Origin of the sequence: Flavobacterium sp. UMI-01, from assembly GCF_019656315.1 — a bacterium.
In the GTDB taxonomy this organism is placed as follows: domain Bacteria; phylum Bacteroidota; class Bacteroidia; order Flavobacteriales; family Flavobacteriaceae; genus Flavobacterium.
Genome location: NZ_BPLU01000073.1, coordinates 137,702 through 160,868, shown reverse-complemented (window position 1 = coordinate 160,868; position 23,167 = coordinate 137,702). Strand labels below are relative to the sequence as shown.

The following is a 23,167-nucleotide window of genomic DNA, read 5'->3' as shown; positions in this document are numbered from 1 at the left end:
TTACACTCCTATTAATTGTGTATAAACTATCTTTTTTTCCTATTTTAGCCACTGAAAACCATCATTAAAATATTTTATGATTCCTAAAATTACTCTTTTTTCGCTCTTGATAGCCTGTGCTTCGTGTTCTAAAAGTACAAAGTCAGACAACGAACTCATTCGTTCCTCTGAATGGATTTTAGGAAAATGGGAACAACAATCCTCCGAAGGAAAACTAACAGAGAATTGGGTAAAAACGAATGACAGTACCCTGACTGCTACTTCCTTTTTTATTAGAGAAAAGGACACTATTCACAAAGAATATGTATCCTTGCAACAAGTAGGTGATTCTTTGATTTTTAAAACTAAAATCATAGGACAAAACAACAACCAACCGCTCGTTTTTTCATCTAAAGAAGAAATTGAAAACCAACTTCAATTTGAAAACCCAAATCAAGACTACCCTCAAAAAATTAGCTATTCTACTCCCAAAGCAAATCAGTTAGTCGTACAAATTTCGGGGAAACAGTTGGGCAAACCTAGTACTGAAAAATACACTTTATCAAAAAAATAAAGGAGCCACAATAGGCTCCTTCCATTTTTTCTATCCGATTAAACGTTTGAAGAGCATAAAAAGGATGCAATTAGCAACTCCCCTACTATGAGACCTAATCGAAAAATAATCGCATTAGACTATTTTATTTCAATTGTAATCGATTCTCCTGGTTTAAGAACGAATGCTTTTTTAGATTTAGCATAACCATACGCTACTGTTACGTCTTTTGTATGGAGTGATTGAATCGTGATCTTTTTTTCGTTTTGCATCACAAACGCATCGGCTGGCTCAGAAAACGCAATCGTCACTGAAGGAAGCGTTACTTTTTTTACAGCAAATAACACCGTTTTGCCTTCCTTAGTCAAGGTGGTAGCCCCTATTCCTTCTATTCCCCATTTGGACGAATTCACTTCCCAACCTTTTAAAGAAGGATTCTTTTTATCTTCATCAATTCTATCATCAAATTTTCTGAAAGGAACAATTGCAGTGATAAAATTAAAATGAGTCTTATCTTTTGTAGCCACTACAGACCATTGCTTGCCATTTTTCCCCGAAGTTTCAACCAAATCCGTCGGTACCAGTTGGTAAATATCACTACCTGAACCATCATTAAAACTTGAACGCAATAAATTTGGTGCTTTTTCTAAGCTATAATGACCTTGCCACACTTGTTTATAGGTGTGAGGTGTTGCCGAATGAAAATCATCTTTAACCAACCAAAAATCATCTTTTAAATAAATCACCTTTCTTGCATACGTAACCCCGCTTTTTTCAAATCCATCATGACTTCCTATATAAACTTCTATAGCATCATTGACATTCCAAGAAATTGTTTTGGGATGAGGCAAAACAGCAAATTTTCCAAAACCGCTTCCGCCTTGATTGCCTGCATATTCCTTGCCTTGCAATTCACCATCAACTAAAGCTACATTTTTGACCATTGAATTTTTGAAAAATTCATAATCTTTAAGCGAATAACGCACTTGATAATTGGGTAAAATGACCTGACCGTTTGCCATCGCCTGAATTCCTAACATATCGCCATGCTGATGGTCAGGTTTATCAGGATCCAATCCATTAGAAATGGCCATCACCATTGCATCTGGCTCCCAACCTTGGCGCATGATATAATAACCCGTATCAGGAAACACCACCGACTTAAACTCAGGTTTCTTGGCTTGAATCGCCTTTAGCATTTGCAACTGGGTATCATTCAAATACCAATACATATCCGACTCTACAAAATCATTTGCAAAATACCCCATTTCAGGTTCTCCAAACAACAAATAGCCCAACGTAAGCGCTCCTGAAATTGTATTTTTTTCAGCCCAAGGTGCATTGGTATCATCCGAAAAAACAGGAGCCGACTTGTCGGGATATGCAATTTTGGTCAAGGTAGTAAACAACGATTTCAGTTTGCTTTCCCAAAAAGTATCTACTTGTATGTTGCTGTTTTTGGCTAATTGATACACATAATAATAGGTGTCAATATCGCTGATATGATAATGTACGGTACGTTCAAATTGGAATCCATCTTTATTAATTTCTTTAGACAAATGTTGTTCTAACAACCCCATCGAACGTTGGTACCATGCATCAGCATCTTTAAAATCTCGAAACAAAATTGAAAGCATGGCCAAAGCCGACATCCCCCGTGTTTGATGATTTCCGGGTACAAATTCGGTGTTTGTTGCATACAGATTGGAAGCGTGTTGCAATAAGGTAGCAATTGTTAGCAATTGGTCGTCATCAGAATATTCTTTTTCACCCAAAAAGAAAGTGTGAATGTGTAACCAATTTAATATGCGATAACCCGAACGAAAAGCTTCATATACCCCATTTCCGTCCTCAATAGTTTCATATTTATTCGCCAATAAAGCAGCATTTAACGACGCCATTTGATTTTTAAAATACCTCAGGTATTCTGGATTTTTTTGTTGGTATTTGTAATAAAAAGCAATATCCACCATCTTGTGCTGACGCGCCAAATGACGCAAAGCATACGCATTGACTGGTTCACCGTTTTGGTAATTGTAGGGCAATTTCCATTGTGCATTCGCTGGAAATTTGGTCATGTGGTCTAAAGCTCTTTCGGTATGATGGTGTATGGCATTTTCATAAATGGTCGTGTATTGTTTGAAACGTTCTTCTCCATTTTTCCAATCGTAAAAATACCTTTCTGAAAATTTAGTTCTAAAATATTCCGCTAATTGAGCAGTAGAAATGGCATTGACTCCTCCTAACGCCTGTTGAACTTCGGGTTTCAAATACGCACTTAATTTATTGGAGGCAATAATTGATTCCGAGGGAATGGTTTGAGCGGTACTTATTTGGAAAAAAACAGCCAGTAAGAAAAGCGTACTACGTCGTATAAAGTTCATTGTATAAAAGTTAATAGTTAGTAATTCTGTCCCCATTTTAATGCTATATCCTTCCCTGGTCAAAAGAAAGAAATTAAAAATGGTAAACCAAAATGGTAAACCAAATATACTTATATATTTTGAAACTATACAAAACTCTTTTAAATAAATAGCAGCATAGACCTCCATAAAAATTATCTGAACGACTATGATAGCGATATCTGCGTTGCAAATGCTAAGATTTATTATTTAGTTTAAGAAGGCAATAATGGGATTGAGCATTAGAAGATACGCTAAATAACGACAGAAATAAATTAATAACCAACATAATAAAAACCGTTTTTTATTACTTTTACTTATAAAAAGTAGTTTCAATAAATTTTCAACAAGCTTCTTGTTATGTAATATGGTTTGGAACACATAAAGAATATGACAAAATAGACGTAGAAACAATAGCCTTTGATACCACGATTTTAATTAATAAAAAGTAATGATGATGAACTGGAAAGTATTAAAAACCGAAGACGATTACAATAAGGCTTCCATTCGTATGATGGAAATCTTTCACGCCATACCCAATACACCCGAAGATGACGAACTGGATTTATTGATTGTTTTAATTAAAGATTATGACGAAAAAAACTATCACTTACCTGAACTCGATGTTCTTGAAGTAATAAAATATAAAATGCAGGAAATGGGCATCAAAGCAAAAGATTTGGAGCCTATTATCGGCAGCAAAGGACATGTTTCTGCTATTCTTTCAGGCAAAAGAGAAATCACTTTGAAAATGGCACAAAAACTAAAAAACTTTTTTAAACTGCCTGCTGAAGTATTTTTGCATAGTGTTTAAACATTTCTAATAACTAAATATTTCATTAACTAAGGAAAGATTACTACAAAGAGATGATTATATTAGTATTCGTGATTAATACAAATTATCTTTTAATTTAATAGGTTACTGGATGCAATCGAAGCAGTAAGGCAACTCGACTGCGCTCGATGTGACACAAGTTTATGTTTACTTTAAACCTATTGTCAGGTCGAGCGCAGTCGAGACCAATTAGTATACTTTTCAATCTTCATAGTAATACCTTTGTATAAATTACAACAACTTATTTATAAGTATCCGCGTTACAAACGCCACTAATCTTCTTTTAATTTAAGTAGGTATTCGTTGCAAACGAGCACCAGATGGGTTACTACAAAATTCGCAATCTTGCCAAACGCCTGTTAGCGTCAGTTTTTTTTATAGGGAACTAACGTTCAAATATTGCATCGATATCATCATCACTTGAACTTCCAGAATAAAAACCACCGTGACTGTCTCGATCATAGTCAGGCTCATAACTTTCCAAATATCTAGTTATTTTTGAATCTACATCAATACTTGATATTATGTCTGATGTTGAAAAAGAAATTTTATTAAGAACATTTTCATTGAAGCCATCTAAAAATGAATCAAGATTTTGTCTTATTTCATCTTCAATACCATTAATATCAACATCTGGCTCATAATCACCTTCATAATAATTGTATGAATTTGAGATGTGTCTGGAGTAATCTATATCCAAATCATTATTGTTAACAATACTAATTAAGTATTTATCAAGTAAAATATTAATTTGCATTAAAATATTTTCATCATCAATATCATTATCATCAACAAAATTTAATAGTCTTTTTAATGTGTCTTCATCATCTACATCGTTTATAAAACCATGCAGAAATTCGAAATTTTGAAATTTAATTTTGGGTTCAAATTCTGTGAGAATGAATAATAATTCCCACAATCTCTCACCACTTGGGTTATCTGCGTTTATTATAATGTTCAAAAAGTTTTCTAATCTTTTATTAATTATATCATCAAAAAAGTCAATGTAACTTAGGGTAATTAAAAAATCCCAATTCTCATCTTTTAGTTTACTTTCAAAGAAGAAATCAAATAGATTTTCTAATATTCTACTAGTAAGATTTTTATTTATTTTGTTATTCCTCAATAAAGTATGTAAATAATCAATTGATACTTCTGAATTTAATGATTTTAGAATATTACAAATTAAATCAATTTCATTTGAGTATGTACCTAATACAAAATCTGCAATTGAAGGATTAAATAGCACATATTCATATTTTTCGTCACCAATTTTATTTCTATTCAATAATGATTTTGTAGCTAGCTTTCTTACCGATTCAAAACTTTTATCAGAATTATCTCCAAAATTTAACGGGTGAATCCTTAGATATGTATTATAAGAATCTCTCAAACTTTCTTCAGATATTTTACCATTATTAAAAACAGTTAAAAATGTTAGAGCTCTTACAAAGTCATCAGTTTGATTTTGAAAATATCCTTCCCAAATAACTTCAGGGTTATTTAGACTTTGATGAATATATGTCCAATAGTTTTCTGATTTAATATCACCAATAACAGAAGAATCGGTTATAAATTCGATAATTCTTGGATTAAAATTTCTGTGCTTGATAATGTCTTTGTATCTTTTATCTTTATAAATTACATCAATGAATTGTTTTGGTAATTTTGAATGATAAATATGATTATAAAGAATTTTTGCTTTATCTATATTAGTTAAGTTTTCAATTGTAAGTAGAAATTCATTCTCTCTTATTTTTAAATTTTGAAAAATATGACTTAAACTATAAGCTTTATTCAAAATGTTTGTACGTGATGTAAGAATAAATTTTTTACTATTATCCTTTCTAATTCTACTAATGAATTTGACAATATGGGAATCCTTTTTATTATTGATAGCGTCATAAATATTACTTCCTAAGAAGTCATCACAATAAAAAAGAATTTTTTTTTGTTCATTTTCGCGATACAAACTTTCAGCTTCACTTATATCTTCTTCAATGTCACAGAATTCATAACCTTTTGCTATATATAGAATTGCCAAATTATCAGCAAGTGTAGTTTTACCAATCCCTGGTTCACCTGTCAGAATTATAACATTATTTTCTTCTAAAATTTTAAGCCCCTTGTTATGATTTTCAGTAACTACATATCTAAATGATTTTTCTTCAATGTCTCGTATAGTAAATTGACTTCTACCTTTTATTGCATTGTTAATTAAAATGTCTAGTACACTTGTACTAGTAATCCATAGTTTATAGTTTCTTTCGACAACGTCCTGATTTTCTTTCTTAGATAAAAACAAATTCAAGTCTTCTTTTCCCCAAATATCTCTTTCAGTTTGAATGTATGGTTTAAAAATATTTAGAATTTCTTTTTTATTTATTCTAGAAAGTGTTTTTGAAGTTATAAAAATATATTTACTAGGATTTAACTTTTTTACTTTGTCTAATTCCTCGTTTTTTAATTTTGAAATTAATTGTGAATAAGGAGTTTCTAAATAATGTTTGCATTGTATAATGCCTTCTTTTTTGTCTCCAATCCAGAATCTACCATCTACACCACCATCTCTTCCAGACTTAAAAATTTCAACTTTAATGCTATATTCTTTTTCAATTACAGTTGCTGCTAAAATTTCAAATTCTCTGTCATTTAATTTTGAGTAGTCATATTCCATTTCCTTAATTAGTTTTATCCAAATATATGGAATTATAATTCTCTATTTTTTTGGACGGCTTTTTTGCAAAATTGTCGCTAACTTGTATATGTATGACAAACATCATACTTTATTAAAAACCAAATATATTGAAATTATCTTACAAATTATAGATGAGCTATAAAATTGAATTTTAAAAGAGATAGTAATAAAACAAAACGTCTTTCATAGCCCCGATAGCAGTGAAAATCCTCTTGTATGGCGAATAGCCTATACAAGAGATTGTAACGAATAGCGGGACTACTGGTTATTTTGGAAATGATAAGTTCTGCTCCTAAAAAATAATAGGCACAAAAAAAAAGCGAAGTAAAATTAATTACTCCGCTTTTTAGTTTTATTATCGTTATTAGGACTTCGACAAGCTCAGTCTGACATTACTTCGACTCCCGACGCTTCGGGACAGCCTGACAACTAAAATTAAACGATTTTTTTCATTGCAGTCATTGACTCTCTTAACCAAGCTCCTACTTCTTCTACTGGGTGGTTACGGATGATGTTGTTTACTTCGATTAATTCTCTGTTATCAACTCCGTTGCTTCCGTTGTTGAATGGACGACCAATTAAGTTAGATGGTGCGTTTTTCACGTACTCAGCGATTAATGGTTTACAAGCGTGGTCAAATAAGTAACATCCGTACTCAGCTGTATCAGAGATTACACGGTTCATTTCGAACAATTTCTTTCTTGCAATTGTGTTCGCAATAAGTGGCGTTTCGTGTAATGACTCGTAGTAAGCTGACTCTTCGATGATTCCTGAATCAGTCATTGCTTCAAAAGCCAATTCTACTCCCGCTTTTACCATAGCAACCATTAAAGTACCGTTGTCATAGTATTCTTGCTCTGAGATTTCAACATCACCAGCTGGTGTTTTTTCGAAGTTGGTTTCTCCTGTAGCTGCTCGCCAAGCCAATAAGTTTTTGTCATCATTAGCCCAGTCTTCCATCATTGTTTTAGAGAAGTGACCTGAGATGATATCATCCATGTGTTTTTGAAACAACGGACGCATGATGTCTTTTAATTCTTCTGCGGCGTTGAATGCAGCAATTTTAGCTGGATTAGACAATCTATCCATCATATTTGTGATACCTCCGTGTTTCAAACCTTCGGTAATTGTTTCCCATCCGTATTGGATTAATTTAGAAGCGTATCCTGGCTCAACACCTTCCGCTACCATTTTGTCAAAACATAGGATAGAACCTGTTTGCAACAATCCACAAAGAATCGTTTGCTCACCCATTAAGTCTGATTTTACCTCAGCTACGAAAGAAGAACGCAATACTCCTGCTCTATCTCCTCCTGTTGCTACAGCATACGCTTTAGCTTGAGCTAAACCTTCACCGTTAGGGTCATTTTCAGGGTGTACAGCAATTAAAGTAGGTACACCAAATCCTCTTTTATATTCTTCACGAACTTCAGAACCTGGACATTTAGGAGCACACATAATAACCGTTAAGTCTTTACGAATTTGCATTCCCTCTTCAACAATGTTGAAACCGTGAGAGTAAGCCAATGTAGCGCCTTGTTTCATCAAAGGCATAATTGCATTTACTACTGCTGTGTGTTGTTTATCTGGAGTTAAGTTACATACTAAATCAGCTGTAGGAATTAAATCTTCATACGTTCCCACAGTGAAACCATTATCAACTGCATTCTTATAAGACGCTCTTTTCTCAGCGATAGCTTCAGCACGCAAAGCGTAAGAGATATCTAAACCTGAATCTCTCATGTTCAAACCTTGGTTTAACCCTTGGGCTCCACAACCTACTATAACTACTTTTTTTCCTTTTAAAGCAGTAATTCCGTCCACAAATTCAGATTTATCCATGAATTCGCAAACGCCTAATTGTTCTAACTGTAATCTAAGTGGTAATGAATTGAAGTAATTTGCCATTTTTTAGTATTTATTTATATTTAATTCTTGTAATAATGTTGATATTTCCATTGGTTCTTTTGAAACTGAAATTCGTCCAGAACGTACAAATTGCATGATTCCAAAAGGTTTTAATTTTTCATATAATTCTTCAATCTCAGAACGACGTCCCGATTTTGATATCACAAAAAAATCTCTTGAAACCGTTACTATTTCAGAGTTGCTTTCTTTTATGATGTTTTGAATTTGTCTTTCGTCAAATAACAAACTGGATTTAATTTTAAACAAAGCGTTTTCAAGGAAGATGGTTTCTTCATCTACGTGATAAAAAGCTTTGATTACTTCTATCTGTTTTTCTATCTGACCAACAATATTTTGTACCCATTTTTCAGTTGTGTCAACCACAATAATAAATCTTGAAACGTTTTCAATCTCTGATTCAGAAACGTTTAAACTCAAAATATTGATATGTCGTTTCAAAAAAATACCTGAAATACGATTCAGCAAACCTACGTTGTTTTCTGAATATACTGAAATGGTGAATGTTTTATTTTCCATTATTTTTTTATTTAAAGTTTAAAATCGTTTAAAGTTTAAAATCGTTTAATGAATTAACAACTCATTTTAATAAACAACTTTAAACCTTACACTTTAAACCATTTTAAGATAATCTGATATCCGAAACCGAAGCACCTGTAGGAATCATCGGGAACACATTGTTTTCTTTTTCTACCATTACTTCTAAGAAATAAGAATCTTTTGATGCTAGCATTTCAGCAATGGCTTCGTCAAGTTCTTCTCTCTTGGTTACTTTTCTCGCTTTGATGTAATAACCTTCGGCAATCGCACAGAAATTAGGATTAATCATCACTGTAGAAGCGTATCGGTAATCAAAAAACAATTCTTGCCATTGACGCACCATTCCTAAGAATTCGTTATTCAATACCACAATTTTTACAGGTACTTTGGTTTGATGAATGGTTCCTAATTCTTGAATATTCATTTGGAATCCTCCATCACCTATAATTGCTACTACTTCACGATCAGGTCGTCCCATTTTGGCACCGATAGCTGCAGGTAAAGCAAACCCCATCGTTCCTAAACCTCCTGAAGTAACATTACTTTTGGTTTGATTGAACTTAGAATAGCGACAGGTAAACATTTGGTGTTGTCCTACATCCGAAACCATAATGGCATCCCCATTTGAATGTTTGTTAATCATTTCGATGGTTTCACCCATAGAAATTCCTTTTCCATTCGTAGGTGCCAACTCTTCATTGATGACCGCATCTAATTCAATTTGATAGTACTTCTTGAATTCATTATGCCATTCTTCGTGCGAATTGGATTCGATAAAAGGCAATAAAGCTGTTAAGGCTTCTTTTAGGTCTCCCAAAACGGCTACATCCGTTTTAACATTTTTATCAACTTCGGCTGGATCAATTTCAAAATGAATTACTTTGGCTTGCTTTGCATACGTTGCTAAGTTTCCAGTAACACGGTCGTCAAAACGCATTCCCAATGCAATTAATACATCACATTCGTTAGTCAAAAGATTAGGACCGTAATTTCCGTGCATACCTACCATCCCTACATTCAATGGGTGTTCGGTAGGTAAAGCTGAAAGTCCTAAAATGGTCCAAGCTGTAGGAATACCTGCTTTTTCGATTAAAGCTTTTAACTCTTGTTCAGCTTGACTTAGGATTACGCCTTGTCCAAAAACGATAAAAGGTTTTTTAGCTTTATTAATAATTTCAGCCGCTTCTTTTACCTTGTCAATTTTTAAAACTGGTTTTGGATGGTAACTTCTAATATCAGTACATTTTTTGTAACTGAAATCCAAGGTATCAAATTGTGCATTTTTAGTAATATCAATCAATACTGGACCTGGACGTCCTGATCTTGCGATATAAAATGCTTTTGCTATAATTTCAGGAATTTCATGTGCCTCTGTAATTTGGTAATTCCATTTGGTTACCGGAGTTGAAATACCAATGATATCGGTTTCTTGAAAAGCATCAGAACCCAATAAATGTTTCCCTACTTGTCCAGTAATACATACCAACGGAGTAGAATCAATTTGAGCATCTGCAATTCCAGTCACCAAGTTCGTAGCTCCTGGTCCAGAAGTTGCGATTGCAACCCCTACTTTCCCGGTAGCTCTCGCAAACCCTTGAGCCGCATGAGCAGCCCCTTGTTCGTGACGCACCAAAACGTGATGCAATTTATCTTGAAATTTATATAATTCGTCATATACTGGCATGATTGCCCCACCTGGATATCCGTAAACCAAGTCGGCACCTTCTTCTAGCAAACACCTAATTACGGCTTCTGCTCCAGTGATTTTTGTTGTTTCCATTTTGTGTTTTTTATCTACTCTTAGCGCTCTAAACTAAAGCGCGTGTTGAGACTGATTTATAGCTTTTTACTTTTAATTCTAAAATAAAACTTTGGAATCTCCTCTCTATGAGGAAACCAAGTATTATTTGTCTGTTACACATCCTTCAGATGCACTTGAGACTGAACGCATATATTTAAGTAAAACACCTTGTGTAATTCCATTGTCAGGTCTAGTCCAATTTGCTTTACGCTTAGCCAATTCTTCATCAGAGACTTTCATATTGATGGTGTTTTTCACCGCATCAATCGCAATAACATCACCGTTTTGAATCAAGGCAATACCACCACCTTCATAAGCTTCAGGCGTTACGTGCCCTACCACAAATCCGTGAGAACCACCTGAAAAACGTCCATCAGTAATTAAGGCAACAGTACTTCCTAAACCTGCACCCATAATAGCCGAAGTAGGTTTCAACATTTCAGACATTCCTGGACCACCTTTAGGACCGCAGTAACGGATAACCACTACATTTCCTGGTTTTACTTCCCCAGCTTGAATTCCTCTGATAACGTCTTTTTCATTTTCATACACCACAGCCGTTCCTTCGAAGAATTCTCCTTCTTTACCACTAATTTTAGCCACACAACCTTCAGTAGCAATATTTCCGTAAAGAATTTGGATATTACCTGTTGCTTTTAAAGCTTGGCTAACTTCAAAGACAACATCTTGACCTTCGTGTAATTCTGGTACTTCTGCTAAGTTTTCAGCGATAGTTTTTCCAGTTACAGTCAAACAATCTCCATGCAAGAAACCTTCTTTCAATAAATACTTCATCACAGCAGGAACACCACCTACATTATGCAAATCTTCCATTAAGTATTTACCACTTGGTTTCAAATCAGCTAACAAAGGTGTTCTATCGCTGATATCTTGGAAATCTTTCAAAGTCAATTCAATCCCTACAGAATGAGCCATTGCAATTAAGTGCATAACCGCATTGGTAGAACCACCTAAAACTGCTACCATTGTAATCGCATTTTCAAATGCTTTACGAGTCATAATATCTCTAGGCTTGATGTCTTTTTCTAATAATATTTTGATAGCCTTACCAGCATTCGCACATTCTTCTCTTTTCTCTGGACTCAAAGCTGGGTTAGAAGAACTGTATGGCAAACTCATCCCTAAGGCTTCAATAGCTGAAGACATGGTATTAGCCGTGTACATTCCTCCACAAGCTCCTGCTCCTGGGCAAGCGTTTTGTATCACTCCTTTAAAATCTTCAGGAGTTATGGAATTGCTAAACTTTTTTCCTAAGGCTTCAAAAGCAGAAACAATATTCAAATCTTGTCCTTTCCATTTTCCTGGATGAATAGAACCCCCATACACCATAATCGATGGACGATTAACACGACCCATAGCCATTAAAGCACCTGGCATATTTTTATCACAACCTGGCACGGCAATCATACCATCGTACCATTGTGCTCCCATTACCGTTTCAATAGAATCAGCAATAACATCACGAGATACTAATGAAAAACGCATTCCGTCATTTCCATTAGACATACCATCACTTACACCAATAGTATTAAAAATAAGACCTACTAAATCTTCCTTCCAGACACTTTCTTTGATATCTTTAGCCAATCCGTTTAAGTGCATGTTACAAGGATTACCATCATACCCCATACTCACAATTCCCACTTGCGCTTTTTTAAGATCCTCTTCTGTTAATCCTAATGCATAGAACATCGCTTGAGAAGCTGGTTGTGTTTCGTCTTGAGTGATTGTCTTACTGTATTTATTTAATTCCATTATATATATGTTTGTATATGTATTATTATTTATTTTTTAAACTATGGTTGATTGGCCGATACTTACATTGTCATTGTTAAAGTAGAGCAAATCATCTTTATCTAAAATAAAATTAGAGATGAAATCTCCAACTTCATTGGTTCCGAATTTTGACTCTGGATTCAAGTCCATGGTGACGACTTTTAGTGCGATAGCTTTTTCAACTGCGTCATGAATTTTTTTAGCTTCTTTATGCAAACCAAAATACTCTAACAACAATCCTGCTGATAATATAGAAGCAAATGGATTGGCAATGTTTTTTCCTTTAGCTTGTGGAAAAGTTCCATGAACAGGCTCAAATAAGGCATGAGTATCTCCAATAGAACTAGATGCTAACATCCCTATTGAACCCGTAATAATACTCGACATATCCGAAAGAATATCACCAAATAAATTTTCAGTCAAAACAACATCAAACTGTTTGGGTTTGGCAATGATTTGTTTAGCAGCATTATCTACATACAAATAATTTAATTCTACATCGGGATAGTCTTTACTTACGGTAGTTACTACTTTTCTCCAAAGTCTAGACGTTTCCAAAACGTTTGCTTTATCGATTAAGGAAACTATTTTTCTTCTCTTTTGTGCCGCTTGAAAAGCCAGATGAGCAATTTTTAAAATTTGTTCTTCTGTATATTTACACAAATCTGTAGCAATAGTTCCTTCATCGTTTATTGTTTTTTCATCAAAATAAATTCCTCCTGAGAGTTCTCTATAAATCAAAAAATCAGTTCCTTCAATAATTTCTTTTTTCAAAGGCGAACTTTCTAGCAAACCGTCATACGGTTTTATTGGCTTGTTATTGACAAACAAACCCAAAGCTTTCCTTAACTGAAACAACCCCTGCTCTGGACGAATCTTAGCTTCGGGGTCATTATCGTATTTAAGATCCCCAATAGCTCCAAACAAAACAGCATCTGTGTTCAAACACAAATTCAAAGTTTGTTCCGGCAATGGTTTCCCTGTTTTTTCAATAGCCGCAGCTCCTACTAAAGCTTCTTCAAAAATAAACTCATGATCAAACATGACAGCGGTCGCTTTCAATGCTTTCATGGCCTGCAAAACTACTTCAGGACCTATACCGTCCCCTGCGAGTACTGCTATTTTTAAATTCATGGCTCTAAGAGTTTAATTTCTAACTAAATCGTCTTTTAAATTTGACGCTGCAATAATTTGATGGATATCATCATCCATTACTTCTTTCTTAATATCAGCAAATTTCAAAAACTCTTGGTAAACGATATCTAATTGAGTTTTTGTTAATTCGTAACCTACTTTTTTAGCTCTATAAGCTAATGCTGCCCTTCCACTTCGAGCGGTTAAGATAATCGAAGACTCATTGACACCTACATCTAATGGATCCATGATTTCATAGGTCTCTCTGTTTTTAATCACACCATCTTGATGAATCCCGGAACTGTGTGCAAAAGCATTCGAACCTACAATTGCCTTATTAGGTTGTACCATCATTCCCATGCTGTCCGAAACCAAACGACTCATTTCATTCAATTGTTTGGTATCGATATCAGTGTATAAATTAAGGTAAGGATGTTGCTTGAAAATCATTACCACTTCCTCAAGGGCAGTATTTCCTGCACGCTCACCGATACCATTGATTGTACATTCAATTTGTCTCGCTCCATTCATCGCTCCCGCAATTGAATTGGCTGTTGCCATACCCAAATCGTTATGACAGTGGCAAGAAATAGTGACGTTTTCAATACCTTTTACATTTTCTTTAAGGTATTTTATTTTTTCACCGTACTCGTGTGGCAAACAATACCCAGTAGTATCTGGAATATTAAGTACTGTAGCTCCTGACTTGATCACTTCTTCACAGACTCGAGCCAAGAAAGCGTTATCCGTACGACCAGCATCCTCTGCATAAAACTCGACATCCTCAACATACGTTTTAGCGTGAGCAACAGCAAATTTTGCTCTAGCAATAATATCTTCTGGAGTTGTATTTAATTTATGAATAATATGGGATTGTGAAGTACCAATTCCGGTATGAATACGAGGTTTTTTAGCGTGTTTCAAAGCTTGACCTGCCACATCAATATCGTTTTTCACAGCACGTGTCAAACCACATACGGTTGCATTTTTTACAATTTTACTAATTTCAGAAACAGATAAAAAATCACCAGGACTTGACACAGGAAATCCAGCTTCGATGATATCAACACCCATTCCGTCCAATCGTTCTGCTATTACGAGTTTCTGTTTGGTATCTAATTTACATCCTGGAACTTGTTCGCCGTCTCTTAAAGTGGTATCAAAAATTTGAACTTTCTCTCTATTCATTTTAATTTATTTAATGTAATTTCACAACTTCATAACAAAAATAGATTTCATTACTTTAATATAAAACTCAAATTAATGAAATATACTGCTTATAAAGCGAACCAAAACTTTGTAAATCACTATAAAACAAGTAATTAAGCTCATATATTTTACAATGGCTAACCATCAAAAAGATTTCTTATTTGTATTAATAAAATCACTTTCAAAGTCTGAAAAAAGACAATTTAAGATTTTTGCCAGTCGATTAGAGACTAGTTCCAATACAAAATTTATAGAATTATTCAATATTTTAGACAAATCTGAAGTTTATGATGAAAAATTAATTTTGAAAAGCGGCATCATCAAAAAGGTGCAATTATCGAATCTTAAATCCTATTTGTACAAACAAATATTGGTGAGTATTCGATTGAATATTCCCAGTCAAAACATCCGCTATCAATTAAGAGAGCAGATCGATTTTGCCACCATTCTTTACAATAAAGGATTGTACAAACAAAGCTTAAAAATTTTGGATAAAACCAAGATTCAAGCGCTAGAAAATGACGAAAAATACATCGCTTTTGAAATCGTAGAATTCGAAAAACTCATCGAATCCCAATACATTACACGCAGTATTCAAGGCCGTGCAGACGAATTAGTCATTCAAGCCAAAGAACTCAACTATCGCAACACCATTTCTAGTAAGTTATCCAATTTATCGTTACAGTTGTATGGTATTATGCTCAAAACAGGCTATGTTAAGAACGACGAAGAGTATAAATATATTGACGATTATTTTATCAAACACACCTCCAAACTAGACGAAAACAAATTTGGTTTCAGAGAAAAATATTGGTTTTACAATGCTAATTTATGGCGTAGTTTCCTTGTTCAGGATTTTCTTTCCAGTTATAAATTTGCCTACAAATGGGTGACTTTGTTCTATGATAATCCCAACATGATTTACTTAAACCCTGTTTTTTTCTTAAAAGGAAATAATTATTTCTTGGAATCGGTTTTTATGTTGAAATACCAAACCAAGTTTAAAAAATACTTGAATTTACTTGAACATACTATCGAAGATTCGCGTTTTCCTGTTAATGATAATATTGCTTCATTGTCCTTTTTGTATTTGTATAACAACAAATTAAACTATCACATACTAGAAGGTTCTTTTGAAGAAGGCGAATACCTGATTCCTGCTATTTTAGAAAAAATCCAAATACACAGTGACCACTTAGATGAGCATCACGAAATGTTATTTTATTACAAAATAGCCTGTATTTACTTTGGTTCAGATAAGTTCACCGAATCGATTTATTATTTAGAGAAAATCATCAACAATAAAAACCTGACCATGCGTGAGGATTTGATGTGTTTTGCCCGATTATTACATCTTATTGCACATTATGAATTGGGGAAAGATTTTCATTTGGAAACTCAAATCAAAAACACTTATAAGTTCTTACTCAAAATGAACGACTTACATGAGGTTCAAAAAGAAATCATCCGATTCATGAGAAACCTTAACTCTATTTACCCGTCAGACATCAAAAAAGAATTTGTCAAAATGAGAGAACGTTTTATTGAATTAGAAAAAATCCCTTATGAAAAAAGAGCATTCCTATACCTCGATATTATTTCGTGGCTAGAAAGCAAAATTGAAAATCGAAAAATAGGAGACATTATTAAAGAAAAAGCCAAATTAGGCAATCGATGAGAAATAGGAATTATGAGGTTAGAGATTAGAGTTAAAAATTAAAAGATTAATTGTACAAAACAAACTAATCCCCCTCTTTAACTCCTTAAAAAATTAAACCCTAAACAATTAACCGATTAACCGCTTACTCAACCCCCCTTAAACTGACAACAAAATGCAAAATATTCCCAGTGTAGATTTAACTGATTTTCTGTCCGAAGATCCAAAACGTAAAGAAAAATTTGTAAACGAAATTGGTGCTGCCTTTGAGGACATAGGCTTTGTAGCGCTCAAAGGACACTTTTTAGAGCAAAGTTTGGTTGACGAACTATATGCTGAAATTCGAAAGTTTTTTAGCCTTCCATTAGAAATCAAACAAAAATACGAAGACCCCGCTCTAGGCGGACAACGAGGGTATGTCTCTTTTGGAAAAGAACATGCCAAAGGACGCAAAGAAGGCGATTTAAAAGAATTTTGGCATTTTGGACAATATGTAGGAGACAGTTCAAAATACGCCTCTGAATATCCAAAAAACATAACTGTCGAGGAATTACCACGCTTTAATGCCGTAGGAAAAGAAGCGTATCAAATGCTTGAAAAAACAGGGATTTATGTTTTGAGAGCTTTGGCATTGCGCTTGGGATTAGACGAATTTTACTTTGATAAATACGCCGAAGAAGGAAATTCCATTTTGCGCCCGATACATTACCCTCCTATTACGAGCGAACCTGAAAATGCCATCAGAGCAGCTGCGCATGGTGATATCAATTTGATTACCCTTTTGATGGGTGCACAAGGTAAAGGATTGCAAGTTCAAAATCACAATGGCGACTGGATTGATGCTATTGCACAACCCGATGAATTAGTTATCAACGTAGGTGATATGCTTTCTCGCCATACGAACAACAAATTAAAATCAACCATACATCAGGTGGTCAATCCACCTAGAGAATTATGGGGCACTTCCCGTTATTCTATTCCGTTTTTCATGCACCCAGTGAGCGACATGCCTCTAAATTGCTTAGAAAATTGTATCGATAGCGAAAATCCTAAACAGTTTGAAGACATCACAGCTGGAGAGTTCCTATACGAGCGTTTGGTTGATTTAGGATTGATAAAAAAATAAAACTGACGTGAACAGGGTACACTGATGACACGGATTCGCAAAACCGAATCGCTGATAGAAACTGATTTTCATTTATTTAGCTATTAAAAATCCGTTTTTATCAGTGTCTTTACCAAGTAAATCTGTTTTTATCAGCGTCCTTTTTAAGTGTTCCAAAAAAATAAAAATAAAAAATGAGTTTAGAAGACCAATTAAAAAACTTATTCCCAGACCACGTTCCTAGCAATGAGCCTGAGGAAATTGATGATACCCCACACGAATTATATATTCAAAAAGAACCTATCATTTGTAAATACGAAAAAAGAAAAGGCAAAGCCACCACTATTATTGAGGGTTATGAAGGAGAAGACGAAGATTTTAAAATACTTGCCAAAGAACTCAAAACCAAATTAAGTGTAGGCGGTAGTTTCAAAGACGGAGCATTGATTATTCAAGGAGATTATCGCGATAAAATCATGACTATTCTCAAAGAAAAAGGTTTTAAAGTAAAACGTGTAGGCGGATAATTTATGTACTAAAAATGATAGCATCATCTGAATTAATCTTGAATCCTGACGGAAGTGTGTATCACTTGAACCTCAAACCCGAAAATATTGCTCATGATATTATCTTTGTAGGTGACCCTGATCGTGTGGAAAAAATTACACAGTTATTTGACTCAATAGAATTTTCAACACAAAAAAGGGAATTCAAAACCCAAACAGGAATATACAAAGGCAAACGACTCACCGTCATCTCAACAGGAATTGGCGCAGACAATATTGATATTGTACTAAACGAATTGGATGCTTTAGTCAACATCGATTTAAAAACGAGAACAATTAAAGACAAGCTAACTTCTTTAAATATTGTTCGGATAGGTACTTCGGGTTCTTTGCAGGTTGAAATACCTGTTGATTCGTTTGTAATGTCTAAGATAGGTTTAGGACTTGACAACATGCTTCGCTCCTATCAAAATAATTCTGTTACCAATTCAAACTTGGAAGAAGCTTTCGTGAACCATACTAATTGGGACAATCGAAAAGGAAAACCCTATGCCGTTCATTGTTCTGAAAAACTAGAAAAACAGTTTGAAAGTGATCGTATTTACAAAGGAATTACTGCTACCGCAGGAGGATTTTTTGGTCCTCAAGGACGAATTTTACGCCTAGCAATCCAAGACGAAAAATTGAATAACAAAATAGACTCATTCAATTACAAAGGAATAAAAATCACGAACCTCGAAATGGAAACCGCCGCTATCTATGGACTTTCGGCTCTTTTAGGACACCATGCACTTTCCTTAAATGCCATTATTGCCAATCGCGCAAACGGGACATTTAGCAATAATCCTGACGTAACAATTGAAAAATTGATTGATTACGTTTTAACTCAAATAAGCAAAGAATGAACACCATAAATATAGATTTCTTAAATTTCTCCAATTTTTAAAATCTGTGTTCCAAAAAAAATAAAAATGACAACGATAAAAATTGTAAGCGTACCCGAACATTTTAATTTACCTTGGCATTTAGCCCTTGAAAACAAAGCATTCGAAAAAGAAAACATCGATTTACAATGGACAGACGTTCCCGAAGGTACTGGAAAAATGTGCCAAATGTTACGATCTGGCGAAACGGATATGGCCGTTATTTTGACGGAAGGAATCATCAAAGACATCAATGCTGGCAATCCTAGTAAACTCGTTCAAATATATGTAGAAACGCCTCTTATTTGGGGAATTCACGTGGCAGCTCAATCTAACTATCATACAATTGCTGATTTAAAAAATACCAAAGCCGCTATATCCAGATTAGGTTCGGGCTCCCAGCTAATGGCGTATGTCAATGCCAACAATCAGGGATGGGAAACCAACGATTTACAATTTGAAATAGTCAATACAATTGATGGCGCTGTTGAAGCATTATCTAGCGGAACAGCAGATTATTTCATGTGGGAACGATTCATGACAAAACCGCTAGTAGATAAAGGAATCTTCAGAAAAGTAGGCGATTGCCCTACGCCTTGGCCTTGCTTCGTTATTGCTGTTCGGGACGAAATCTTAGCAACAAAAACTGATGTGATAAAAACGATTCTGAAAATCATAAACCAAACAACACAGACTTTCAAAAGCATTCCCAATATCGATACCGTTTTGGCTACCAAATACCATCAAAAAATAGAAGACATTCAGGAATGGCTTTCTTTAACCGAATGGTCTCAGCATAATTTAGATGAAAAATTGTTAAACAATGTCCAAAAACAACTTTTTCAACTCAAAATCATTAATAAAATAGGTACTTTTGAAGAAATTGTAAAATCAATATAGTTTTTACCTTTTCAGGTTATTTATGTTTAAAATAAAAAACATTACGTTTACTCAACTAAGACAAAGTCTTCAGCTAAGAAAGCCATGGGACGATGTCATTATTTTTGTTCTTAATGTTTTGCTTTCCATTCCGTTGTTCATCATCGCTCATGAGAATTTAATCGAGCTTAACTGGATATTCAATTTAGACCGAGTGTTACTTTTTGTGTGCTTGGTTATTCTCATCCAACTCCTATTAAGACTTTTACGAACCATTATCATCATTTGCATTTTTTTGTATGTATTGGTTTTGTTTTATGGGACCACTTTTGGAAATTACGGATTCAACAGTGTATTCGAAGATTACAATTCGATGATTTATACCATGTCAGACAATCCCTATCCTCAAGACATCATTGTATCCAAACTCTTGCCGTTTCCTAACAAATCCAAAATTCTTAATGCAATCGAGTATCAAAATCCTAAAGTGCGCAACTTTGCCGTTATGGCTACCACCAAGCATTTTAAAAATATTAAAGGATATTCTGACTACAGAACCATCATTCAATGTTTTGCTGTTTTTAAAGAAATTAACGAACGTTGGAATTACGTCAGTGACCCTAAAGACGGTGATTATATAGCCAGTGCCAGTGAATCGCTAGACTATTTTTCGGGGGATTGTGACGATCATTCCATTCTGATGGCGGCTTGTGTACGAGCCATAGGCGGCACACCCCGACTAATCCATACCAAAGGACATATTTATCCTGAAATTCTTATTGGCAAAATGAATGACCTCGAAACGGTAAATTTTTTGATAAAAAACACCTTATTTTCAAAAGAAAGTTTTCGAAAACAATTGCACTATCATATCGACGAACGCAATCAAATATGGCTCAACTTAGACTACACCGCCAAATATCCTGGTGGTCCCTTTATGTCTGAAGAAATTTTAGGAGCCTTAACTTTGAATTAAGAATGCTTCTTTATTTTTGTGATATCCAAAATTATTGTCGCTAAACAATTAGATACTTTTCCATGAAATCGCCTACCGCCACACAAGATTGGCCCTACCTAAAAAAATATCAAGAGGAAAACTTGGTAATCAGTCAGCATCCAAATACCGGAAACCGCATTGTTTTTATGGGAGATTCGATTACAGAATTCTGGAGTAGAGAGCATCCCGCATTTTTTTCTAGGAAAGAATACATCAACCGAGGTATTAGTGGGCAAACTACACCTCAAATGCTCATCCGTTTTAGAGCTGATGTAATTTTACTGAAACCAAAAACAGTAGTGCTACTTGCTGGTGGTAACGATATTGCAGGTAATACAGGCGAATCTACCCTTGAAATGATAATGAACAACATCATTTCGATGGTAGAGCTAGCCAAAATGAATATGATTAAAGTCGTATTATGCTCTCTTCTACCTGCAAATTATTTTTATTGGAATCCCAAAGAATGTCCAGCCCATCGGATTATTGCACTAAATCAATTGTTAGCTGCCTATGCTGAAGCTAACCAGCTTCCTTTTGTAGATTATTATTCAGCAATGGTAGATGATGAACAAGGGCTTAAAAAAGAATACTCAGAAGACGGTGTCCATCCCAACCAAGCTGGGTATCAAATTATGACTCCTATTCTTGAAAAAATGCTCCACAACTTGGTATAACAATCTTATGGTAGCTACTGTCAATCTTACTTTTTTAAAAATATTTCACAAATTGAATTTATAAAAGCCAACAAACACTTATTTTTGCGCCATGGGTAGAAAAAATACAGACAAAGTTGTCTTTCATCAGATAAAAGTCCTTGATGCAGGTGCAAAAGGCGTTTCGGTAGCAAAGGCTCCCGATGGAAAAGTAGTGTTTATCCCGAATGTAGTTCCGGGTGATGTAGTGGATGTGCAAACTTTCAAAAAACGCAAAGCCTATTACGAAGGTAAAGCAGTTAAATTTCACGAATATTCCGAACATCGTGTTGAGCCAATTTGTGAGCATTTTGGTGTTTGTGGCGGTTGTAAATGGCAAAACATGAATTATAACCAACAGCTGTTTTACAAACACAATGAAGTTAAAAATCATCTGCAACGCATTGGAAAAATTGAATTACCTGAATTTGAACCTATTTTAGGTTCAGAAAAACAATTTTTCTATAGAAACAAAATGGAATTTTCGTTTTCCAACAGCCGTTGGTTAACCGAAGCTGAAATTGGAAGTGATGAAGATTTAGGAAATAGAAATGCTCTTGGTTTCCATATTCCAAAAATGTGGGACAAAATTCTGGACATCAAAAAATGCCATTTACAGGAAGATCCTTCAAATGCCATTAGAAACGAAGTTCGTGATTTTGCGAATGCAAATGATTTGACTTTCTTCAACCCTAGAGAACATGCAGGCCTGTTGAGAACCTTAATGTTGCGTACTGCTTCAACAGGTGAAATCATGGTTTTGATACAGTTTTTTGAAGATGACCAAGCCAAAAGAGAATTGCTATTAAATCATTTGTACACCAAATTTCCGCAAATCACCTCTTTACAATATGTTGTAAACAATAAAGCCAATGACACGCTTTACGACCAAGACATTCAATTGTATAAAGGGCGTGACTATATTTTGGAAGAAATGGAAGGTTTGAAATTTAGTATCAACGCCAAATCATTTTATCAAACCAACTCAGACCAAGCCTATGAATTATACAAAATAACACGCGATTTTGCTGGTTTAACAGGAAATGAAACGGTTTATGACCTATATACAGGCACAGGAACAATTGCACAATTTGTTTCTAAAAAAGCCAAAAAAGTAATTGGAGTTGAAAGTGTCCCAGATGCGATCAAAGATGCTAAAGCAAATGCCGTACGCAATAATATTGACAATTGCGAGTTTTTTGTAGGTGATATGAAAGTTGTTTTTAATGATAACTTTATTGCTCAACACGGACAGCCAGATGTTATTATTACAGACCCTCCACGTGACGGTATGCATAAAGATGTGATTGAACAAATCATGAAAATCGCACCTGAAAGAGTCGTTTATGTCAGTTGTAACTCAGCGACACAAGCACGAGATTTAGCGTTAATGGACGAAAAATATAAAGTTACTCGAGTACGTCCCGTGGATATGTTTCCTCAAACACATCATGTGGAAAATGTGGTGTTGTTAGAACGACGTAAGTAAAAGGTTGTCTCGCATGAACTGTATGGACTAGCTGATTCAAAC

19 protein-coding genes are annotated in these 23,167 nt (G+C 34.6%); 11 read left to right on the top strand and 8 right to left on the bottom strand.

Annotated features, from left to right (window positions below):
- Positions 1-76: 76 nt before the first annotated feature.
- On the top strand, positions 77-553 hold the full coding sequence (locus tag K5R64_RS16985) for a DUF6265 family protein (protein ID WP_255580413.1): 477 nt from the start codon (positions 77-79) through the stop codon (positions 551-553).
- 119 nt (positions 554-672) lie between these two features.
- Here K5R64_RS16985 and K5R64_RS16980 read toward each other — a convergent pair whose 3' ends face one another.
- Positions 673-2,916, bottom strand: a complete 2,244-nt coding sequence (locus K5R64_RS16980) for a heparinase II/III family protein (RefSeq protein WP_220765137.1) — start codon at positions 2,914-2,916, stop codon at positions 673-675.
- A gap of 353 nt (positions 2,917-3,269) precedes the next feature.
- On the opposite strand from K5R64_RS16980, the gene K5R64_RS17330 reads away from it, so the two are divergent.
- Positions 3,270-3,386, top strand: a complete 117-nt coding sequence (locus tag K5R64_RS17330) for a type II toxin-antitoxin system HigB family toxin (RefSeq protein ID WP_220765167.1) — start codon at positions 3,270-3,272, stop codon at positions 3,384-3,386.
- Between the two features lie 5 nt (positions 3,387-3,391).
- Positions 3,392-3,748, top strand: coding sequence for a type II toxin-antitoxin system HigA family antitoxin (locus K5R64_RS16970; RefSeq protein ID WP_220765135.1), 357 nt, complete (start codon positions 3,392-3,394; stop codon positions 3,746-3,748).
- Between the two features lie 406 nt (positions 3,749-4,154).
- Here the strand turns inward: K5R64_RS16970 and K5R64_RS16965 are convergent, their stop codons facing one another.
- The 7 genes from K5R64_RS16965 to K5R64_RS16935 all read right to left on the bottom strand — a co-directional run bounded on the left by K5R64_RS16965 (position 4,155) and on the right by K5R64_RS16935 (position 14,853).
- A complete protein-coding gene (locus K5R64_RS16965; RefSeq protein ID WP_220765134.1) occupies positions 4,155-6,446 on the bottom strand; it encodes a restriction endonuclease in 2,292 nt (763 codons plus the stop codon).
- A 456-nt stretch (positions 6,447-6,902) separates the two neighbouring features.
- A complete protein-coding gene (gene ilvC / locus K5R64_RS16960; protein WP_220765133.1) occupies positions 6,903-8,375 on the bottom strand; it encodes a ketol-acid reductoisomerase in 1,473 nt (490 codons plus the stop codon).
- 3 nt (positions 8,376-8,378) lie between these two features.
- Positions 8,379-8,912, bottom strand: a complete 534-nt coding sequence (gene ilvN / locus K5R64_RS16955) for an acetolactate synthase small subunit (protein ID WP_220765132.1) — start codon at positions 8,910-8,912, stop codon at positions 8,379-8,381.
- Positions 8,913-9,015: 103 nt separating this feature from the next.
- Entirely contained in the window at positions 9,016-10,713 is a 1,698-nt protein-coding gene (gene ilvB / locus K5R64_RS16950; RefSeq protein WP_220765131.1) for a biosynthetic-type acetolactate synthase large subunit, read from the bottom strand.
- A gap of 123 nt (positions 10,714-10,836) precedes the next feature.
- Positions 10,837-12,510 (bottom strand): dihydroxy-acid dehydratase, encoded by a 1,674-nt coding sequence (gene ilvD / locus K5R64_RS16945; RefSeq protein ID WP_220765130.1) that lies wholly within the window; start codon positions 12,508-12,510, stop codon positions 10,837-10,839.
- 36 nt (positions 12,511-12,546) lie between these two features.
- Positions 12,547-13,665, bottom strand: coding sequence for a 3-isopropylmalate dehydrogenase (leuB, locus tag K5R64_RS16940; protein ID WP_220765129.1), 1,119 nt, complete (start codon positions 13,663-13,665; stop codon positions 12,547-12,549).
- A 12-nt stretch (positions 13,666-13,677) separates the two neighbouring features.
- On the bottom strand, positions 13,678-14,853 hold the full coding sequence (locus K5R64_RS16935; protein WP_220765127.1) for a 2-isopropylmalate synthase: 1,176 nt from the start codon (positions 14,851-14,853) through the stop codon (positions 13,678-13,680).
- Between the two features lie 154 nt (positions 14,854-15,007).
- Here K5R64_RS16935 and K5R64_RS16930 point away from each other — a divergent pair, with 154 nt between their 5' ends.
- The 8 genes from K5R64_RS16930 (at position 15,008) to rlmD (ending at position 23,125) form a co-directional block, all read left to right on the top strand.
- Positions 15,008-16,552 carry a hypothetical protein gene (locus K5R64_RS16930; protein WP_220765125.1) on the top strand — a complete coding sequence of 515 codons (1,545 nt, stop codon included), beginning with the start codon at positions 15,008-15,010 and terminating at the stop codon, positions 16,550-16,552.
- Positions 16,553-16,706: 154 nt separating this feature from the next.
- Positions 16,707-17,657 carry an isopenicillin N synthase family oxygenase gene (locus K5R64_RS16925; protein ID WP_220765123.1) on the top strand — a complete coding sequence of 317 codons (951 nt, stop codon included), beginning with the start codon at positions 16,707-16,709 and terminating at the stop codon, positions 17,655-17,657.
- 173 nt (positions 17,658-17,830) lie between these two features.
- On the top strand, positions 17,831-18,163 hold the full coding sequence (locus tag K5R64_RS16920) for a translation initiation factor (protein ID WP_220765122.1): 333 nt from the start codon (positions 17,831-17,833) through the stop codon (positions 18,161-18,163).
- A gap of 14 nt (positions 18,164-18,177) precedes the next feature.
- Positions 18,178-19,047 carry a nucleoside phosphorylase gene (locus tag K5R64_RS16915; protein WP_220765121.1) on the top strand — a complete coding sequence of 290 codons (870 nt, stop codon included), beginning with the start codon at positions 18,178-18,180 and terminating at the stop codon, positions 19,045-19,047.
- A 66-nt stretch (positions 19,048-19,113) separates the two neighbouring features.
- Positions 19,114-19,965, top strand: a complete 852-nt coding sequence (locus tag K5R64_RS16910; RefSeq protein ID WP_220765120.1) for a substrate-binding domain-containing protein — start codon at positions 19,114-19,116, stop codon at positions 19,963-19,965.
- Between the two features lie 22 nt (positions 19,966-19,987).
- Positions 19,988-20,920 carry a transglutaminase gene (locus K5R64_RS16905; protein WP_220765119.1) on the top strand — a complete coding sequence of 311 codons (933 nt, stop codon included), beginning with the start codon at positions 19,988-19,990 and terminating at the stop codon, positions 20,918-20,920.
- Positions 20,921-20,982: 62 nt separating this feature from the next.
- A complete protein-coding gene (locus tag K5R64_RS16900) occupies positions 20,983-21,618 on the top strand; it encodes an SGNH/GDSL hydrolase family protein (RefSeq protein WP_220765118.1) in 636 nt (211 codons plus the stop codon).
- Positions 21,619-21,709: 91 nt separating this feature from the next.
- A complete protein-coding gene (gene rlmD, locus K5R64_RS16895) occupies positions 21,710-23,125 on the top strand; it encodes a 23S rRNA (uracil(1939)-C(5))-methyltransferase RlmD (protein WP_220765117.1) in 1,416 nt (471 codons plus the stop codon).
- Positions 23,126-23,167: the final 42 nt, after the last annotated feature.

What these genes read in the sequence shown, in the direction of transcription:
- K5R64_RS16985 (WP_255580413.1), top strand. Translation starts at nt 77, where the DNA reads ATGATTCCTAAAATTACTCTTTTTTCGCTCTTGATAGCCTGTGCTTCG.
- K5R64_RS16980 (WP_220765137.1), bottom strand. Translation starts at nt 2,916, where the DNA reads ATGAACTTTATACGACGTAGTACGCTTTTCTTACTGGCTGTTTTTTTC.
- K5R64_RS16970 (WP_220765135.1), top strand. Translation starts at nt 3,392, where the DNA reads ATGAACTGGAAAGTATTAAAAACCGAAGACGATTACAATAAGGCTTCC.
- K5R64_RS16965 (WP_220765134.1), bottom strand. Translation starts at nt 6,446, where the DNA reads ATGGAATATGACTACTCAAAATTAAATGACAGAGAATTTGAAATTTTA.
- ilvC (WP_220765133.1), bottom strand. Translation starts at nt 8,375, where the DNA reads ATGGCAAATTACTTCAATTCATTACCACTTAGATTACAGTTAGAACAA.
- ilvN (WP_220765132.1), bottom strand. Translation starts at nt 8,912, where the DNA reads ATGGAAAATAAAACATTCACCATTTCAGTATATTCAGAAAACAACGTA.
- ilvB (WP_220765131.1), bottom strand. Translation starts at nt 10,713, where the DNA reads ATGGAAACAACAAAAATCACTGGAGCAGAAGCCGTAATTAGGTGTTTG.
- ilvD (WP_220765130.1), bottom strand. Translation starts at nt 12,510, where the DNA reads ATGGAATTAAATAAATACAGTAAGACAATCACTCAAGACGAAACACAA.
- leuB (WP_220765129.1), bottom strand. Translation starts at nt 13,665, where the DNA reads ATGAATTTAAAAATAGCAGTACTCGCAGGGGACGGTATAGGTCCTGAA.
- K5R64_RS16935 (WP_220765127.1), bottom strand. Translation starts at nt 14,853, where the DNA reads ATGAATAGAGAGAAAGTTCAAATTTTTGATACCACTTTAAGAGACGGC.
- K5R64_RS16930 (WP_220765125.1), top strand. Translation starts at nt 15,008, where the DNA reads ATGGCTAACCATCAAAAAGATTTCTTATTTGTATTAATAAAATCACTT.
- K5R64_RS16925 (WP_220765123.1), top strand. Translation starts at nt 16,707, where the DNA reads ATGCAAAATATTCCCAGTGTAGATTTAACTGATTTTCTGTCCGAAGAT.
- K5R64_RS16920 (WP_220765122.1), top strand. Translation starts at nt 17,831, where the DNA reads ATGAGTTTAGAAGACCAATTAAAAAACTTATTCCCAGACCACGTTCCT.
- K5R64_RS16915 (WP_220765121.1), top strand. Translation starts at nt 18,178, where the DNA reads ATGATAGCATCATCTGAATTAATCTTGAATCCTGACGGAAGTGTGTAT.
- K5R64_RS16910 (WP_220765120.1), top strand. Translation starts at nt 19,114, where the DNA reads ATGACAACGATAAAAATTGTAAGCGTACCCGAACATTTTAATTTACCT.
- K5R64_RS16905 (WP_220765119.1), top strand. Translation starts at nt 19,988, where the DNA reads ATGTTTAAAATAAAAAACATTACGTTTACTCAACTAAGACAAAGTCTT.
- K5R64_RS16900 (WP_220765118.1), top strand. Translation starts at nt 20,983, where the DNA reads ATGAAATCGCCTACCGCCACACAAGATTGGCCCTACCTAAAAAAATAT.
- rlmD (WP_220765117.1), top strand. Translation starts at nt 21,710, where the DNA reads ATGGGTAGAAAAAATACAGACAAAGTTGTCTTTCATCAGATAAAAGTC.